Source organism: Brevibacillus sp. NRS-1366 (assembly GCF_050467985.1).
Genome location: NZ_JBITPN010000050.1, coordinates 25,929 through 40,973 on the forward strand (window position 1 = coordinate 25,929; position 15,045 = coordinate 40,973).

The following is a 15,045-nucleotide window of genomic DNA, read 5'->3' on the forward strand; positions in this document are numbered from 1 at the left end:
CAACGAATTTTGATTTCTGACAAGTTTAGTCGAAGCGGAGGCGGTCAGATGAAACTCATTACCTTTGAATATCGTGGTTCCCAGCGGATTGGCGCGTTAATCGAGGAAGGTAACCAAGCCGTTGACCTATTGGAGGGGGCAATGGCCCTCAAAATGGAAAAGGCCAATAACCTGTCCAGTATGCTGACTCTAATCGAGAGTGGTGCGACGGGACTGGAGCTCGCGCGTGAAGTTGTCTCCAACGCTCCCAATTCATCCATCCGGAACAGAGATGAAATCCGGCTACTAGCTCCCCTGCCCACCCCGGTGTCCCTACGGGATTGTGCTCTCATTATCGAGCACTTAGAGAACGTTAAAAAATTGAGCGCCCAAAAAGAGGCGGAGCAGAACCCTGATGTGTCCTTGGAGGAACTCTTGACTTTAGACCGTTTTCGCGTCCCCAGCATTTATTACGAAAAGGTCATGTACTACAATTCTTCCCGAACAACCATTAGTGGACCAGAAGAAGATATCGAGATTCCAAATTACACCGAGTGGCTGGACTTTGAATTGGAGTTTTCTGCAGTGATTGGAAAACGGGGCAAGAACATTTCTCGCGATTGTGCAACCGATTACATCTTTGGCTATACCATCTTTAATGACTGGAGTGCTCGGGACGAACAGATGCTTGTAATGGCTGCAGGCGCAGGTCTCGGAAAAGGCAAGGACTTTGACGGTTCGAATGGTTTCGGCCCCTGCATCGTAACCGCTGACGAGATTGGAGATCCCTACAATTTGATGATGATCGCTCGTGTCAATGGCGAAGAATTGACACGTGGGAACACGGACACCATGCATCATAAGTTTGAGGATGCCATTGCCCATTTGAGCCGGTCTCAGACACTGTATCCTGGAGAGATTATAGGCTCGGGCACCGTATTGCGCGGTTGCGGTCTTGAACATGACCGCAAACTGAATGCTGGCGATGTCGTGGAACTGGAAATTGAAAAGATCGGTGTCCTGCGTAATCGGGTGGTCCAGTCATCTTAGGGTAAGAGGGTAGTGTGCACACTCAATCACTACTGTAGGACTCTCCTGAAAAAAGCGAACAAGCCATGGTTCCCTGCGCGGGAACCATACTCTGTTCCTTGTATCGCTAAAACGACATAATACAACCAAGCTTATGACTTAGGCATAAGCCCTTTAACAAACAACTCGACACTGTATTTGTAGAACTTCTCCTCTGTTACGAGTTGAGTCTGATTATGTATGAGATGCCCCATCTGGAAGCCGTAGCACATTGAGAGAAAGGACATTGCTGTTAAGTGTGCGTCTTGTTCGGGTATGATTTTTTTCATTTGAAGGCGCTCAAAATATTCAACCAACAGGGAATGAAGCTTAGTAGGCAGCTCAGCCAGTTTCCTGTCCAATTCAGGAAAAAGCCCACTGTCACGGATACCAATAAGAATGATGTCCGTATTCTTTTGGAAAAATAATTGGTAATGTTTACATACGTTCAGTAAATCTATCTCTGGTTTATCCTTAGCTTCCTCTTTTAACAGCTTCTCAAATTGCGGGATATAAGAATGCTTTTCAATTATAGCTTCTAATATTCCCTGTTTATTTCCAAAAAGCCTGATAATTGCGTTCAAACACATACAAAATAATTATTTGCAAGGGAGAATTGCTATGAAATACGGCCGCATTATACAAAAACCTCGTGTTAAATTTTTTGAAGTAGCAGATGATGTTTTTGCCGGTGTATCACCGTATCGTGGAATCAGCTGGTCTAATGCCGGGTTCATAAACAAGGGCAAGGGCCTTGTATTTGACACGTTCTTCGATCTATTCCATGCGAAGGAAATGCGGGAGGTGTTCAAGGAAGTAAGCAACGGTGGCTCTCCTGCATATGTGGTGAACTCACACTATAATAGCGACCACACTTGGGGAAACAAGGTCTTTAAAGATGCCTGCATTATTATGCATAAAGAAGCAGAAAGAGAGCGCCTGACCGAAAACATCACTTGGATGGACGGGGTAATAAAAAGAGGAAAGGATTCCTCTGACTCGACCCCAGGCGAGCGCTTTTTTGCTGCAGAGTTTGAAGGATTCGATTTGGAGGGTGTGGAATGGATATCACCAAATATTGAGATTAAAGATGATATCAACATCCGACTTGGCGAAACCGAGGTGGTTATATACAACGTTGCTCCGGCTCATTCTGACAGTGATTTGCTGTTGTGGATGCCTAAAGAAAAGATTCTTTTTGCCGGAGATATCGTGTTTAACGGTTGTACGGCATACAGTGAAGAGGGCACCCTCAACTGGGTCAAAGTGCTTGATCGTATTATCAATGAAATCAAACCCGAAGTTGTCATCCCAGGGCATGGTGCTATCTGCAGCTTGGCTTTCGTGCAGGAACAAAGAGATTATCTCATGAACCTTATCAGTGAGTTTCATAAGCATTACGATGACGAGATCGATCCCTTGTCCCTGACAAAGAAAATGGATATTTCCCGTTTTCTTCATTGGATTCAACCAGAACGATTGTTTATGACTGTGGATATCCTGTTAAAAAGCAAAAGAGGCTTGCCAACTGTTGCAAATTGGAACGAGATACCCAAGAATCTGGAAGACATGCGCGTTTTTTTGGCCGAAAAATACGGAAGTCGGATCAAAAAATGGGACCCTATGAGCGTTTGGGAAGAATAGCACATACAAACCTTCAGAAGATAGCTTTAGCAGAATCTCCTTTTAATAATGCGAATCGAGTAGGAGGGGGTGACTAACCCTCCTGGGGGCTAGATTCTCTTGCAGCTATCTGTTTTCTTTGAGGATTGAGTACAGCCGTACATCCGCTAACAAATGAAAGGCTTCATCCTCGAAAGGATTATCTTTTTCTCCACCAACGTGTCAAGGGTTCGCTTCGCCGTACGCCCTTGACTTTGTTGGCTCTGAAAAAGATGTCCCTGTTAGGGGGATGAAACCTTTTCATATATCGGTTGATTGAGTTTACACGAAATTCTTGACAGACCCTAATTCTATGATCGAAACTCCTTAACGTTGTAAATCCGCGTTTTGCTAGCGGTACCCCTTAATGGAATACTGCTCCACCGTTTGGACTTATTAATTGCCCACAGAAAAAATCCCCTTCATCTGAAGCTAAAAATGCTGCCAATGCTGCAATCTCTCCCACTGTTCCAAATCTTTTCAGCGGGATTTGATTTTTTTCATTCTCAATCCACTCTGGATCATCATACGCCATAATCATATCAGTCTCCACAGGTCCTGGGGCAATTGCATTAACCAAAATCTCCGGAGCGAATTCTAAAGCTATACTTTTCGTGAATCCATTGACGGCAGATTTTGCTGCACAATAATGCGCTCCGCCTGCTCTTCCTATAAGAGATAGTTCAGAAGAAATGTTAATGATTTTTCCTCTAGTAGGCTCTTTTTCGATAAGTTTTCCAAAATGCTTAACCATCAGAAAAACCCCTCTAAGATCTGTATTAATGGTGTTATCCCAATCTTCTACTGGCATATCCACAACTGGTACTTCGGCAAGATATATTCCTGCGTTATTTACTAATATATTTATTCTCCCAAACTCATTCACAACTATATCTCGCATTTGAATAATCTCTTCTTCATTTCTAACATCAACTTTTACAGCAATCGCTTTTACTCCTAAAGCTTCTATTTCTTCCAAGGTAGCTTTAGCCTTTTCTTCACTGTTGTAATACGTAAATGCAATATTTGCACCTTCTTTTGCAAATCGAAGACAAATACCTTTGCCTATACCTGTTTCTCCACCGGTTACAACTGCTACTCTTCCTTCTAGCTTTTTCATTGATATAACAATTCCTTTCACTTCATTTGATTAGTTTTGCGGTTTTACGATTGGTTCTCTCGTTTATCTCTTGGTCTGATATATACAAAATAGTAAAGTAATGCTAGCCCGTAAAACCCAGCGGCTGTAAGAATATCATGAAGTGGTTGAGCAAATATCGCAATTGTTAACCCAATTATTACCACAATTGGAATGAGAGGAAACAATGGCATTTTAAAAGGTCTTTCTATATTCGGTTCTTTTATTCTGCTGATAATTGACCCAACTGCTACTAGCAGGAACATCACTGAAAACAAAATCGCTCCAAATGTTACAAGTGCTACTAAACTAGAGGCAAATACTAAAATAATGGATGCTATACAAATAAATGCCGTTGCCACCCAAGGTACCTGTGTTTTTCCAGACACTTTCATCATCTGTTTTGCAATAAAATCAGGAAAAGTCCTGTCTCTTGCTCCTGTGTACAAGATACGTGCCTGCCAAACGATGAGCATTACCGTCGCATTAAATGTTGCAATTAATACACCGATATTTACAAGCATAGTTCCCGTGCTGCCAAGATAGGATTGAACAGTATAAAGCAATGGTGATTTTGCCTGCAGATATGCTAAAAGATCTGGTGCAGCCATCATGGAGAGAATGATGGGGGTAACCATAAAGATAACTGTCACTACTGTTGAAATGATGACAGCCTTTGCAATGTTTCTGCAGCTTCCCTTCGTCTCTTCTGAAAAACCAAGAGCTGAGTCATATCCTCCTATTACTCCAAATAGCATTCCTATAGATGCAAGCATTACAGAGATTGATCCTGGTATTAATGCTGTACCTAATTCATTAAGAACCTGTGGTGAAAACACCACCTCTGTAACATCTCTCTGTGGATTTGTTAAAAATGTATAAAATAGAACAGCAATTAGAACAGCTTGCATTGCCATTAAAATTTTTGTCATTTTATCACTAGTTGCAATACTTGAGAGACCGACTATTAATGCGAAAATTAGACAAACTGCTGCAATACAGCTGGTTGCAAAAGCTGTTTGAGGTAATTGTGGAAATAGCAGTTGCATATACGTTGCAACACCAAGCGCTGTAGACGGGGGAAATATAAGTGAGATCAATACAAAAGATGCTATTCCCATATAAGATAGTGGTTTAGGCAAGACATATCTGATAATAGAATAGGTCCCTCCTGATACTGGATAAATAGAACCTAATTCTGCTAAGGTAAGTCCAATTAGAAGCACTAAAATACCTTGAAATAACGCTGCTCCGGCCGTGGCTGTACCTGTGACAACCAAAGGAGCAATCGCTAATACAAAGATGGCCATTATAGGCGATGCGTTTGCAGTTGTCATCGTAACATTACCTGTTACGGAAAGGCTTCTGTTCAGTTCTTGTTTGTAACCTAATTGTTCTAGTCGCTCTTGAGCGCTCATCGTCTTATCATTTTTACTCATGTCATCCTCCCTGAAGAAAATTACGAATTATCAAAACTATTTTGTTTAGCTTAGCCCTGAATCAGCAGTCGGCGAAGCGAGCTCATGACAAACCAAACTGAACATCCCTTCGCCCTTGATATCCATAAACTAAACCATTGGCGGGTTTGTCATGAGCGATTGCGGTGGTAAATTTTTGACACTACCGAAATTCGTTTTTCACTATAGGAACCAATTCTTTTAATAATTCCCTCCAAATCCTTTCACCTTTTTCTTTTGTAGCCAATGATGCTTTCCACAAGCTTCCGCTCTTGGCTACGAATCTTTCGTCTATAGGAATAACGTCATAAAATGGATTTTCTGCAGGACCATCGTCTACTGCCAAATCAAATTGAACTAACTCAGGAGCAATATGCATCATAATTGAGGTTTCAAACATTGCCGCATGTTCAAGGCCCCAACCTGGGAAGCCGTCAGGATATAGAAAATTCATTGTATCCTCGTCAAAGCTACTGAAAGGAGTCTCCATAACTAACACCTTTACATCTTTGTTGGTGCCTCTGTCTGTAGCAGTAAAAGCAGCTTCATATAAAAAATGCGAATTTTCCATATGCCAATTGAACAATACGATCTTTTTAAAGCCTTGTCTTATAAATTCCCTTATGATGTCTTCTACCTGATTGATGAAAGTGATTGCTCTAATTGAAGTGGTCCCAACAAAGGTCTGCCCGCCGCCACTTAACGGCCGTGAATGTGTTCCATAGGTAATTGGAGGTGCAACGATCATATTCACTTGATCTGCCATTTCAAGACACAACTCAGTAGGAATTAGAAAATCTGTTGATAAAGGTAAATGTAGACCGTGTTGTTCCACAGAACCTACAGGAAGCATAATTCCCATATCGTCTTTTATTGCATGATTCACCTCCGCCCATGTCATTTCCCACATCTTTCTTGTTCTCATCTATTTTGCCTCCTAATCCTTTTATACAAAACAATAAAGCAATTCTCATACCAACATTATTCGATTCCGTACTTTTTTAGCTTTCGAACAACGGAGGGTTGGCTGATGCCTAAGGATTGTGCCATTTTCACAGTGGTTTTGTGCTTCTTTTTTGACTTTGTTAAGACGTATTTTTCAACTTGCTCGAGGATTTCCGACAATGATTCCTCTGAATCGTTGAGAAGCGACACATAAGAATCGCGCCGATAGGACTCAGGTAGATGATCCATTGTCACGATGCTGGACGGTGAAGTCACAACCAACCGCTCAATAAGATTGATGAGTTCCCTCACATTTCCCTTCCAATCCTGAGCCAGCAGTTGTTGGATGACCGATTCATCAAGGATACGTTTAAGCTGATATTTCGACGAAAATTCCCCGACAAAATGTTTAATGAGTGGAATGAGGTCTTCCTGGCGTTTTCGTAACGGAGGAATCGTAATCGGGACCACGTTCAAACGAAAGTATAAATCCTCGCGAAATGTTTTCCTTTCTACCGCCTCTTCCAGGTTTTCATTCGTTGCGCCAATCAGTCTGAAATCCACTTTCCTTAATTTTGTCCCGCCAACTCTATAGAACTTTTTCTCCTGAATCAACTTAAGAACCTTAACTTGGTTGGAAAGCGAAAGTGCCCCTAACTCATCCAGAAAAAGAGTCCCTCCATCTGCAAGTTCAGCCAGCCCTAGCTTCCCACCTTTTTTTGCACCGGTAAAGGAACCTTCCTCATACCCAAAAAACTCCGCTTCAAAAAGATTTTCAGGAATAGCACCACAGTTCACCTCAATAAACGGACCATTCTTTCGAGGACTGTTTTTGTGAATCAGTTTCGCTACATGCGATTTCCCGACACCGGTTTCACCTAGCAACAGAACATTCACATCTACTTTTGCTACCTGGAACGCCGTACGGATGATAGTTTTCATCCCACTGCTATTCGCAATGAATCCTTCATGATCAAGATGTTGATCACGAAGCATTTCCAGTTCGGATTTGGCACGCGCCATTTCATCTTCCATTTGAGCTAAATACTTTTTCATTTCAATCAGTTCCGTGACATCATGGGAGTAACTAACAATATGAATCAGTTCTCCTTGGCCGTAGACCGGTATACCGGTGATCAACAGCTTTTTCCCTTCCCCGGTCGTTTGTATAAAGGTTACCTTCTCCTTTTTCTCAAGAACCAGTGAAGTTGCAAGCGGTGTAAACAATCCTTCCTCTTCAAGTTCGTAAACAGATCTTCCGACCATTTTGTCTGCACAGACACCATAAACCTCTTCAGTCGCCGCACTTACGCTTTGTACAATGCCTTGGGCGTTCGTCACAATAATGTCTTCTATGAGAGATTGAAGAATGGCTTCATTTTTATTCCACACGTCTTGAACTGACATTTGTACACCTCCAGGGGCATTAGAGTGAAAACAATAAAACGCCTAATTATTCATTCTTAAATAATTAAAATGGTAATATTCCTAATCGTTTAATGAAATCAGTGTATCACATGAATTATTCATTTTTGAATAAATTATCAAAAAATAAATAGACAGGAAAATCAAAAGGGGGATTTAATGTGCTTTCCAAGAGGGTTATTTCTTCCTCTGTGGCAGGGGGATTAACCGTAGAAAAAATCGGTTGTGATATGCTCCATATAGACATTCTTACGAGTTCCGACAGCTGATCTACGGCTTGTTCCGGATTTGTAATCCTTATGAAGTCGTCAAGATCCTCCGTACGGATATCCAACGCTTCTCGCAGGTAGTCATCATTAAGACGCTCTTCTTTGAGTCCATATTCATTCCTCATCCATTGTTCACAAAAGATTCTTTCGGCTTGAATGTCTCCATTCTCGAAAATCGACAACTCGAATATTTCCTCATTGATATATCCGGCCGTCATCACTGGTTCCTCGATAAGCCGGGACAACGCTTTGCCGATCTTTTTCACCGTGCCCCATACAAAATAATCGTGGAGAGCCCCCCACTTAGGCTGCCACTTTGTATTTTATGAGTCTAAAACATTATTTTCAGTGAACATTTCGCCGTTACTTGTGGTACGGCTCAGGTTAACGGGGCTATCGGCGAAAAATAAGAAGGAGCTTGTCACGGCGTGACAGCTCCTGGAAATCCAATTAATGTAAACACTATTCTTATTTCGCCGCTCCCCGATCGCTACCGTCCGCTTCGCTAATGTTCAAAATCTCCTTGCTATATTATCGCTATTGCATGGCATGTTAGTTATGAATTATGGAACAACTTCAAAAACGGTACCTTGGTTAAAATCAGCCACCTTCATAGATCCATAAACTCCTAAATATAGTCTGGTTTGATCCAGATTCGTTCCCAAACTAACATAATAAGCTGATCGAGATCCAAAATTATAATCGGTTTCAATAACACTAAAATCATTTAGTTTACAATCTGCTTGTACCCTGGTGTAAGCTAAAACCCCTCTAACTGGAGGGTGAGATCCTTCATCCCTGGCAAGGTCGGTAAACACAACGCTTCCCGTTAAATCGGGGATTTCATTCCCCATATAGGGCTGGACTCCTGTAAGTGCAGTTCCACCAAATTTATCGGGCCTTGGATCTTTATGAAAATAACTCGTTAAAGGCAGAAGACGCCTTACTGAAGTTTTTACCGCTTCATCGTAATAAGCAATTGTTTTCTCATCCAAAGTTGGATTTGCAGAGCAGCCCTTAATTATCGAAGTAGGAAAAGCGCCTTCCCACCCTCGCCAGCCAAAGTTAATGAATCCTTCTTGGTCAGGTTCGGAATTCATTACAGAAGCTTGAACAAGCTGGGTAACCGGTATTGGTTTATGATGAACGAATGAAAAAATCGACTCTACCAAATCCTGTCCAACAATCCCCACATATTTGACATACTGATTACTGAACCATTGAAATGAAATTCCTGGAATATTGCGAACCCCTTTGGCAATTACCGTAAGCGTCTCCTGAATAGGTACGGGAAGTTCATCAAAACGTGTGACTACGGGTGGATTATAAATAAATGTATTCGTAACGACATCCATTTCAATAATTTTGCCGGCGATTTCCATATCATCCTGACTTAAATGAAATGGATCGTAGCCTGATCCACCATCTCCGGTTGTTAAAACAAGTTTTCCTGTTTCAGGTGAAAAGTTTAAGCTATTGACACCATTATGATTTAAAAATGGTCTTCTTACGTTAAGTAATGTCCGTCGTTTTTGAAGTTGACCATTCGATTGTAGAATCCATTCTTCAACTGTATCAATATGATCGTATTGAATTTCTCTATTTATCCACTTTAGGTTTAAGGTTCTAGGATCGCACGGATTCGGCTTAAAAGATTCAAAAGCACCTGGAAGGGCACCTGGACCTTGTGTTCCAGCTACTGAAAAATGAAGATAGAAAAGACCGTTATAATAAAAATTGGGATGAAACGCTAGCCCTAGCAACCCCCGTTCATCATATCCACCACTAGAGACACCTAGTTTTATGATTCGCGGGCTAATATCGAAAAAAGTTCTTATCACTCCGTCTCGTATGTAAAAGATCTCTCCTACCTGGGTTGCAACAAATAAACTTTCAATTGAATCACCCGGAAGTACAGTTGTTTTCAAAACAGTGGGCATATTTATCTTACTTACAATGGGCCGTAAACTAACCTTAACTTTTCTCAACTAACTTTAGCACTCCCTCCTAGTCACATCCAGCGTTCAATTCAATTCTCCGCTTTCCCACTATTTGTGGTACGATTCAGCTTACTTTCAAGCTACGATTCAAGGATGTATTCTTATTTAAGAACGCTCGTCGATCAACCGTTCTAAAAACTCCGCAAACGTCGAAGCATACGTGTCGATCAATCCATTCATGAGATCATAACAAATAATGGGGAATTCACCCTGTTCATCTCTGGAAGACGTATCAAAAAAATAAAGCTCGTCACTATCCGGAACGAACAAGTCTAGTCTGTGGGGAAACCGGCCTACCCACCACTCCTCGGCTTTATTCAACCTATGTATATAAAGAAGGTCGCCGTCGTCATACTCTCTGTGTTCCAATCTCCGCCCTCTTATGTACTCCGAAACGATGCTCCCTGTGACAAAGTGATATGAGGAATATCCAACTCTGCCCCAACTTCATCCGCTGTAATCTCATCGGTTAGAATGAAGGTGGTGTAACTGCAAATATAACAACTACGTTCTGATCAAACGTATTTTTCCACTTGTGTTTCATATGAGGCGGTATTCTTACACTATCTCCCGTACTCAAAATATGAATTTCATCATTTAGATACAGCTTTACTTCCCCTTCTAGAATAAAAGCTGCTTCCTCTCCTGAATGTTCCATCAATGCCTCAGAAGATTGAGATCCAGGTGTCAATTTCATTAAAGCATACTCGATAGCCCCGTTTAGATCAGGGGATAAAAGTTCATATGAAATATGTCCACTTTCCGGAAGAGTCATTTTCTTTCGATGATTGGATCGCACAATCAAATTTTTTGTGCTTTCCTGCCCCAGAAAAAAATTAAAAACCGGAACCTCTAATACTTTAGCAATTAACTTTAGTGTATGAATAGAAGGGTTTGCTATCCCTCGTTCAATTTGACTTAGCAACGAAGGAGTCACTACTACCAACTCTGCTAGTTGGCGAATGTTTAATCCTTTCTTCTTCCTGTATTCTTGTATTTTTTGCCCTACATTAATGTCGTTCATAATAAATACGCTGCTCCTCCAGTTACATTTCAGTTGCAATTTAAATAAATTGTATTGACTTTTATTAAATACATTTTAACATAAAGGAAATCATGTAATGTACTATCTTTTTGTAGAATTGTATGTAAGCGTACTCCAGGGCACATTCAAAGAAGAGAGGAAGTTAGCGATGTCAACGGATCATATAGTAGCAGGGAAATCAATTTTACAATGGCAACTAGAGTATCCGATATTACAAGATGTAGTGTCATTAAAAGAAGTTTTTTGGACAAATGCCAAGTATAAGGCATCAAGCATTGATACGCTTTCCATCGATGAAAAAGATGTGAATGATGCTGAGGAAAGATGGAAACGATTTGCACCTTATCTTGCTAAGGTATTTGAAGAAACCCAAAGCATGAACGGTATAATCGAATCTCCTTTCGTACCTATTCCCCACATGCATCGTTATCTTGAAAAAAAGTATCATCAAGCACTTTCTGGGAAACTATGGTTGAAATGCGATAGCCACCTCCCTATATCGGGATCGATTAAAGCAAGAGGTGGGATTTATGAAGTTCTCAAGCATGCAGAGGATCTTTTGTTTAAGCATAAACTGTTAACAGCTCAGGATGATTACTCCATTTTAGATTCTAAGCAGTTCAAGGATTTTTTTTCGCAATATTCGATCGCTGTAGGATCTACGGGTAATCTTGGACTAAGTATTGGTGTAATGAGTGCAAAAATGGGATTTAAAGTTACTGTTCATATGTCAGCAGACGCAAAACATTGGAAAAAGGATTTGCTCAGAACCAAAGGCGTTACTGTAATCGAACATAGTTCTGACTATAGTAAAGCAGTTGAGGAGGGAAGAAAACAAGCAGATACAGATCCAGACTGTTACTTTATTGATGACGAAAATTCAAAGCACCTATTTTTAGGGTACGCTGTAGCAGCTAATCGATTAAAAATTCAATTAGATGACGCAGGCGTTATTGTAGATAAAGACCACCCTTTATTTGTATATCTTCCGTGCGGTGTTGGTGGTGGTCCGGGAGGCGTTGCTTTTGGCTTAAAATTGATTTACAGGGAACATGTACACTGCTTCTTTGCCGAACCAACCCACTCTCCATGCATGATGCTTGGGTTGTTAACTGAGTTACATGATCAAGTATCTGTTCAGGATTTTGGGATAGATAACAAAACAGACGCAGACGGCCTTGCAGTAGGGAGACCTTCTCGATTTGTAGGTAAAGTAATTGAGAGCTTATTGAGTGGAATTTTTACAATTAATGATGATGAATTATATATTTTGCTACATGCTCTAAGTAACAACGAAAATATTGACCTTGAACCTTCTGCATTAGCTGGAATGCTAGGAACCGTCAAACTACATAATACAAGAGTCGGTCAGGAGTATTTATCCGTTAACGCATTAGATGAAAGGTTGGAAAATAGTACACATATTGTTTGGGCAACGGGCGGAAGCTTGGTTCCAAGGGGAATAATGGAAGGTTATTATAACAAAGGCTTACATTTATCAAAACTGAAAGATTCACTTACGGAATACGATAGTTGAATAAAAAAAAGCGGCCAAAGACCGTGAACAATACAGTCTGAACCGCTTTTTGTTGTTACTCCCATCATAGCAGACGGACGGTTATTTTATTTTGTATATAAGACGACAGCGCTTATTATTTGAACAGTGAATCAATAAATTTCTCTTCGGCGTATATGATTGAAGAGACGATGGCACAGGCGATCAGATAAAAACTGCCGGACATGGCCAGACTTGCTTTGCCTTACTACGGCGTTCTGCTTCTCACGGGCGTCAGCTTAATTGGCTTTTTTGAATTTGTTACATGTTCCTTTAGCATATGCATCCAACTCGGCCATCTCAAAACGGAGGGGCTCTACCCTTTTGATACCGAAATCTAGACGAGGCACAAAGGCGAATCGAGGAATATATCCAATTTTACAACGAAGGTCGTCCACAGCGAAAATGGAAGAAGCTGACGCCAGTTGAGTACCGACGTCAGCTTTTCTTTCCGTAATAAATAAACACCTCTGGTTCCGCTCAGAGCAGATGCATCTTGGCTTCCGCCTCGTCCCACGGCACCGAATAGCCAGCCCCCTTGGTACAAAAGATCGAGGAAGAGGTATAGAGAGGATCTGCTTCCTTGATGTAACCTTTCCTTTCGATCACTTCCTCCGCATTATGGCAGCGGTCGTAGCCGCCAAACACGCAGCGGATGCTGCCTCGTCCATGTGTGAAGGAAGCGAACTCGGTGCTGTAGTTCATGAATGTCGACACGGGCACCCTTCCAGTAATGACCGCATGGGTATCCGACGTCTGCGGTGGCTCAAATGTGCCTGAGAAGCGCTGAATATCAGACAGCACCCTCCCGATCTGCTCGATTCCCACCTTGATTTTGAAGTCATAGTAGGGTTCCAACAGCATGTTATCCGCTTTCTCCAGCCCCTGCCGCAGCGCGCGGAAGGCGGCCTCACGGAAGTCGCCCCCATGGGTATGTTCTTTATGCGCACCACCTTTTAGCAGCGTGATCTTCATATCGGTGACCGGCATGCCTGTCAATAGCCCATGATGCTCCCGCTCGTAGAGATGAGACCGGATCAGATTCTGAAAGTTAAAACCTAGGTCATCAGGATGACATAAGCTAGCGAAGTGGATTCCGCTGCCTCGCTCCCCCGGTTCAAGTAGGAGGTGCACTTCCGCATAATGCCTGAGTGGTTCGAAGTGTCCATATCCCGTCACAGCGGACTGTATCGTTTCTTTATACAAGATTTCCGGTTGGCCGAAAGAGACAACGAAACCGAAGCGCTCCTTCACTAGCTGCTCCAGCACTTCTAACTGGATCAGACCCATGACGCGAATGTGAATCTCCTGCAGATTCTCTTCCCAAACCACATTCAGAGACGGATCCTCCGCATTCAGAATGCGAAATGCGCCGAGCACTTGCTGCACGTGAAGCGAACCGTCGAATTGTACTTTCGACTGTAGCGTCGGCTCGGTCTCGTAAGCAAACTTGTCTGCGTATTGCCCCACCCCTTGCCCAGCCTCGGCCTCAGACAAGCCGGCGACTGCGAACATATCGCCGGCTGCCACCTGTTCAACTGACTGCGTTTTGCTGCCGTTAAACAATAAGATCTGTGTAATCTTCTCTTCGTATCGAATTCCGCCGCTCTCATAGCTGAGCAGCTCCCGGACCTTCAGCGTGCCGCTCAGCGCTTTGACGAACGTTAGCCTCAACTCGTTTGCGGCGTACCGAATTTTATAAATGCGGCCCCCGAACGGAGCCGTTTCGTCATAAGACGCTGTCGTCAACAGGTGCAGTTGATTCAGGAATTCAACAACGCCCTCATCCTGCAGCGCCGAGCCATAGGCGCAGGGAAAGAGACGCCCCTCTCGTATATTCTCCTGCAAGGCACCCAGCCAAAAAATCTGATCATCCTTCTCCTCCAGGAACGCTTCTAGCAAAGACTCATCCCGCTCCGCCATCATCTCCCGTAACTCTTCACCGACGATACCATCGGCGAAGTTGCCCTTGATGGAACAGACATCCCCGGTCAACTGAAGCCGAATCTCCTCCATCGTTCTGTCTGCATCCGCGCCAGTTCGATCCGTTTTGTTGATGAAGAAGAACGTCGGAATCCGATGTTTACGCAGCAGCTGCCAGACTGTCTCGGTATGACCTTGGACGCCTTCTACCGCACTGACAATCACGATAGCGTAGTCCATTACCCCAATCGCCCGCTCCATCTCGGAGGAAAAATCGACGTGTCCAGGCGTGTCGATCAAATAATAAACGTCGCCATTATAGTGCATAACCGCCTGATCGGCGAATACTGTAATACCCCTTGCTCGCTCGATGTCGTGGTTGTCCAGAAAGGCATCTTGATGATCCACCCTGCCTCGCGACCGGATGCTGTTCGTATGGTATAGCAGCTGTTCTGCGAAAGTCGTCTTGCCCGCATCCACATGGGCAAACAAGCCGATCGTTAGACGCTTCATGTTATCCCTCTTCCGTAATGCTCGACTAAAAATTCTTCTCTCATTAAAACACAAGACGCGAGAACA

General features: G+C 42.6%; 14 protein-coding genes. 4 read left to right on the forward strand and 10 right to left on the reverse strand.

Translation table 11 applies throughout. The features are described from left to right. The first annotated feature begins 48 nt into the window (after positions 1–48). A complete protein-coding gene (locus tag ACIFQN_RS29045) occupies positions 49–1,029 on the forward strand; it encodes a fumarylacetoacetate hydrolase family protein (RefSeq protein ID WP_429836525.1) in 981 nt (326 codons plus the stop codon). 131 nt (positions 1,030–1,160) lie between these two features. On the opposite strand, the gene ACIFQN_RS29050 is transcribed toward ACIFQN_RS29045, so the two are convergent. Then, the gene (locus ACIFQN_RS29050; RefSeq protein ID WP_429836526.1) at positions 1,161–1,631 is read right to left on the reverse strand and encodes a TetR/AcrR family transcriptional regulator; all 471 of its coding nucleotides are present in this window, start codon (positions 1,629–1,631) and stop codon (positions 1,161–1,163) included. 37 nt (positions 1,632–1,668) lie between these two features. On the opposite strand from ACIFQN_RS29050, the gene ACIFQN_RS29055 reads away from it, so the two are divergent. After that, positions 1,669–2,691: an MBL fold metallo-hydrolase gene (locus ACIFQN_RS29055; RefSeq protein ID WP_429836527.1), complete on the forward strand. Its 1,023-nt coding sequence runs from the start codon at positions 1,669–1,671 to the stop codon at positions 2,689–2,691. A 382-nt stretch (positions 2,692–3,073) separates the two neighbouring features. On the opposite strand, the gene ACIFQN_RS29060 is transcribed toward ACIFQN_RS29055, so the two are convergent. From ACIFQN_RS29060 to ACIFQN_RS29095, 8 genes are all read right to left on the reverse strand, one after another. Continuing rightward, entirely contained in the window at positions 3,074–3,829 is a 756-nt protein-coding gene (locus tag ACIFQN_RS29060) for an SDR family NAD(P)-dependent oxidoreductase (protein ID WP_429836528.1), read from the reverse strand. Positions 3,830–3,873: 44 nt separating this feature from the next. Further along, positions 3,874–5,286 carry an APC family permease gene (locus ACIFQN_RS29065; RefSeq protein WP_429836529.1) on the reverse strand — a complete coding sequence of 471 codons (1,413 nt, stop codon included), beginning with the start codon at positions 5,284–5,286 and terminating at the stop codon, positions 3,874–3,876. A 181-nt stretch (positions 5,287–5,467) separates the two neighbouring features. Then, entirely contained in the window at positions 5,468–6,229 is a 762-nt protein-coding gene (locus tag ACIFQN_RS29070) for a creatininase (protein WP_429836530.1), read from the reverse strand. A 56-nt stretch (positions 6,230–6,285) separates the two neighbouring features. Next, a complete protein-coding gene (locus ACIFQN_RS29075) occupies positions 6,286–7,656 on the reverse strand; it encodes a sigma-54 interaction domain-containing protein (protein WP_429836531.1) in 1,371 nt (456 codons plus the stop codon). Positions 7,657–7,771: 115 nt separating this feature from the next. Then, positions 7,772–8,209: a hypothetical protein gene (locus ACIFQN_RS29080; RefSeq protein ID WP_429836532.1), complete on the reverse strand. Its 438-nt coding sequence runs from the start codon at positions 8,207–8,209 to the stop codon at positions 7,772–7,774. A 297-nt stretch (positions 8,210–8,506) separates the two neighbouring features. After that, entirely contained in the window at positions 8,507–9,931 is a 1,425-nt protein-coding gene (locus tag ACIFQN_RS29085) for a PQQ-dependent sugar dehydrogenase (protein WP_429836533.1), read from the reverse strand. A 117-nt stretch (positions 9,932–10,048) separates the two neighbouring features. Beyond that, positions 10,049–10,312, reverse strand: a complete 264-nt coding sequence (locus tag ACIFQN_RS29090) for a hypothetical protein (RefSeq protein WP_429836534.1) — start codon at positions 10,310–10,312, stop codon at positions 10,049–10,051. A 100-nt stretch (positions 10,313–10,412) separates the two neighbouring features. Then, positions 10,413–10,967 carry a cupin domain-containing protein gene (locus ACIFQN_RS29095; protein ID WP_429836535.1) on the reverse strand — a complete coding sequence of 185 codons (555 nt, stop codon included), beginning with the start codon at positions 10,965–10,967 and terminating at the stop codon, positions 10,413–10,415. Between the two features lie 169 nt (positions 10,968–11,136). Here ACIFQN_RS29095 and ACIFQN_RS29100 point away from each other — a divergent pair, with 169 nt between their 5' ends. Then, entirely contained in the window at positions 11,137–12,525 is a 1,389-nt protein-coding gene (locus tag ACIFQN_RS29100) for a D-serine ammonia-lyase (RefSeq protein WP_429836536.1), read from the forward strand. Between the two features lie 388 nt (positions 12,526–12,913). Continuing rightward, the gene (locus ACIFQN_RS29105; protein WP_429836551.1) at positions 12,914–13,000 is read left to right on the forward strand and encodes an IS3 family transposase; all 87 of its coding nucleotides are present in this window, start codon (positions 12,914–12,916) and stop codon (positions 12,998–13,000) included. 23 nt (positions 13,001–13,023) lie between these two features. On the opposite strand, the gene ACIFQN_RS29110 is transcribed toward ACIFQN_RS29105, so the two are convergent. Further along, on the reverse strand, positions 13,024–14,979 hold the full coding sequence (locus ACIFQN_RS29110; protein ID WP_429836553.1) for a GTP-binding protein: 1,956 nt from the start codon (positions 14,977–14,979) through the stop codon (positions 13,024–13,026). Positions 14,980–15,045 lie beyond the last annotated feature (66 nt).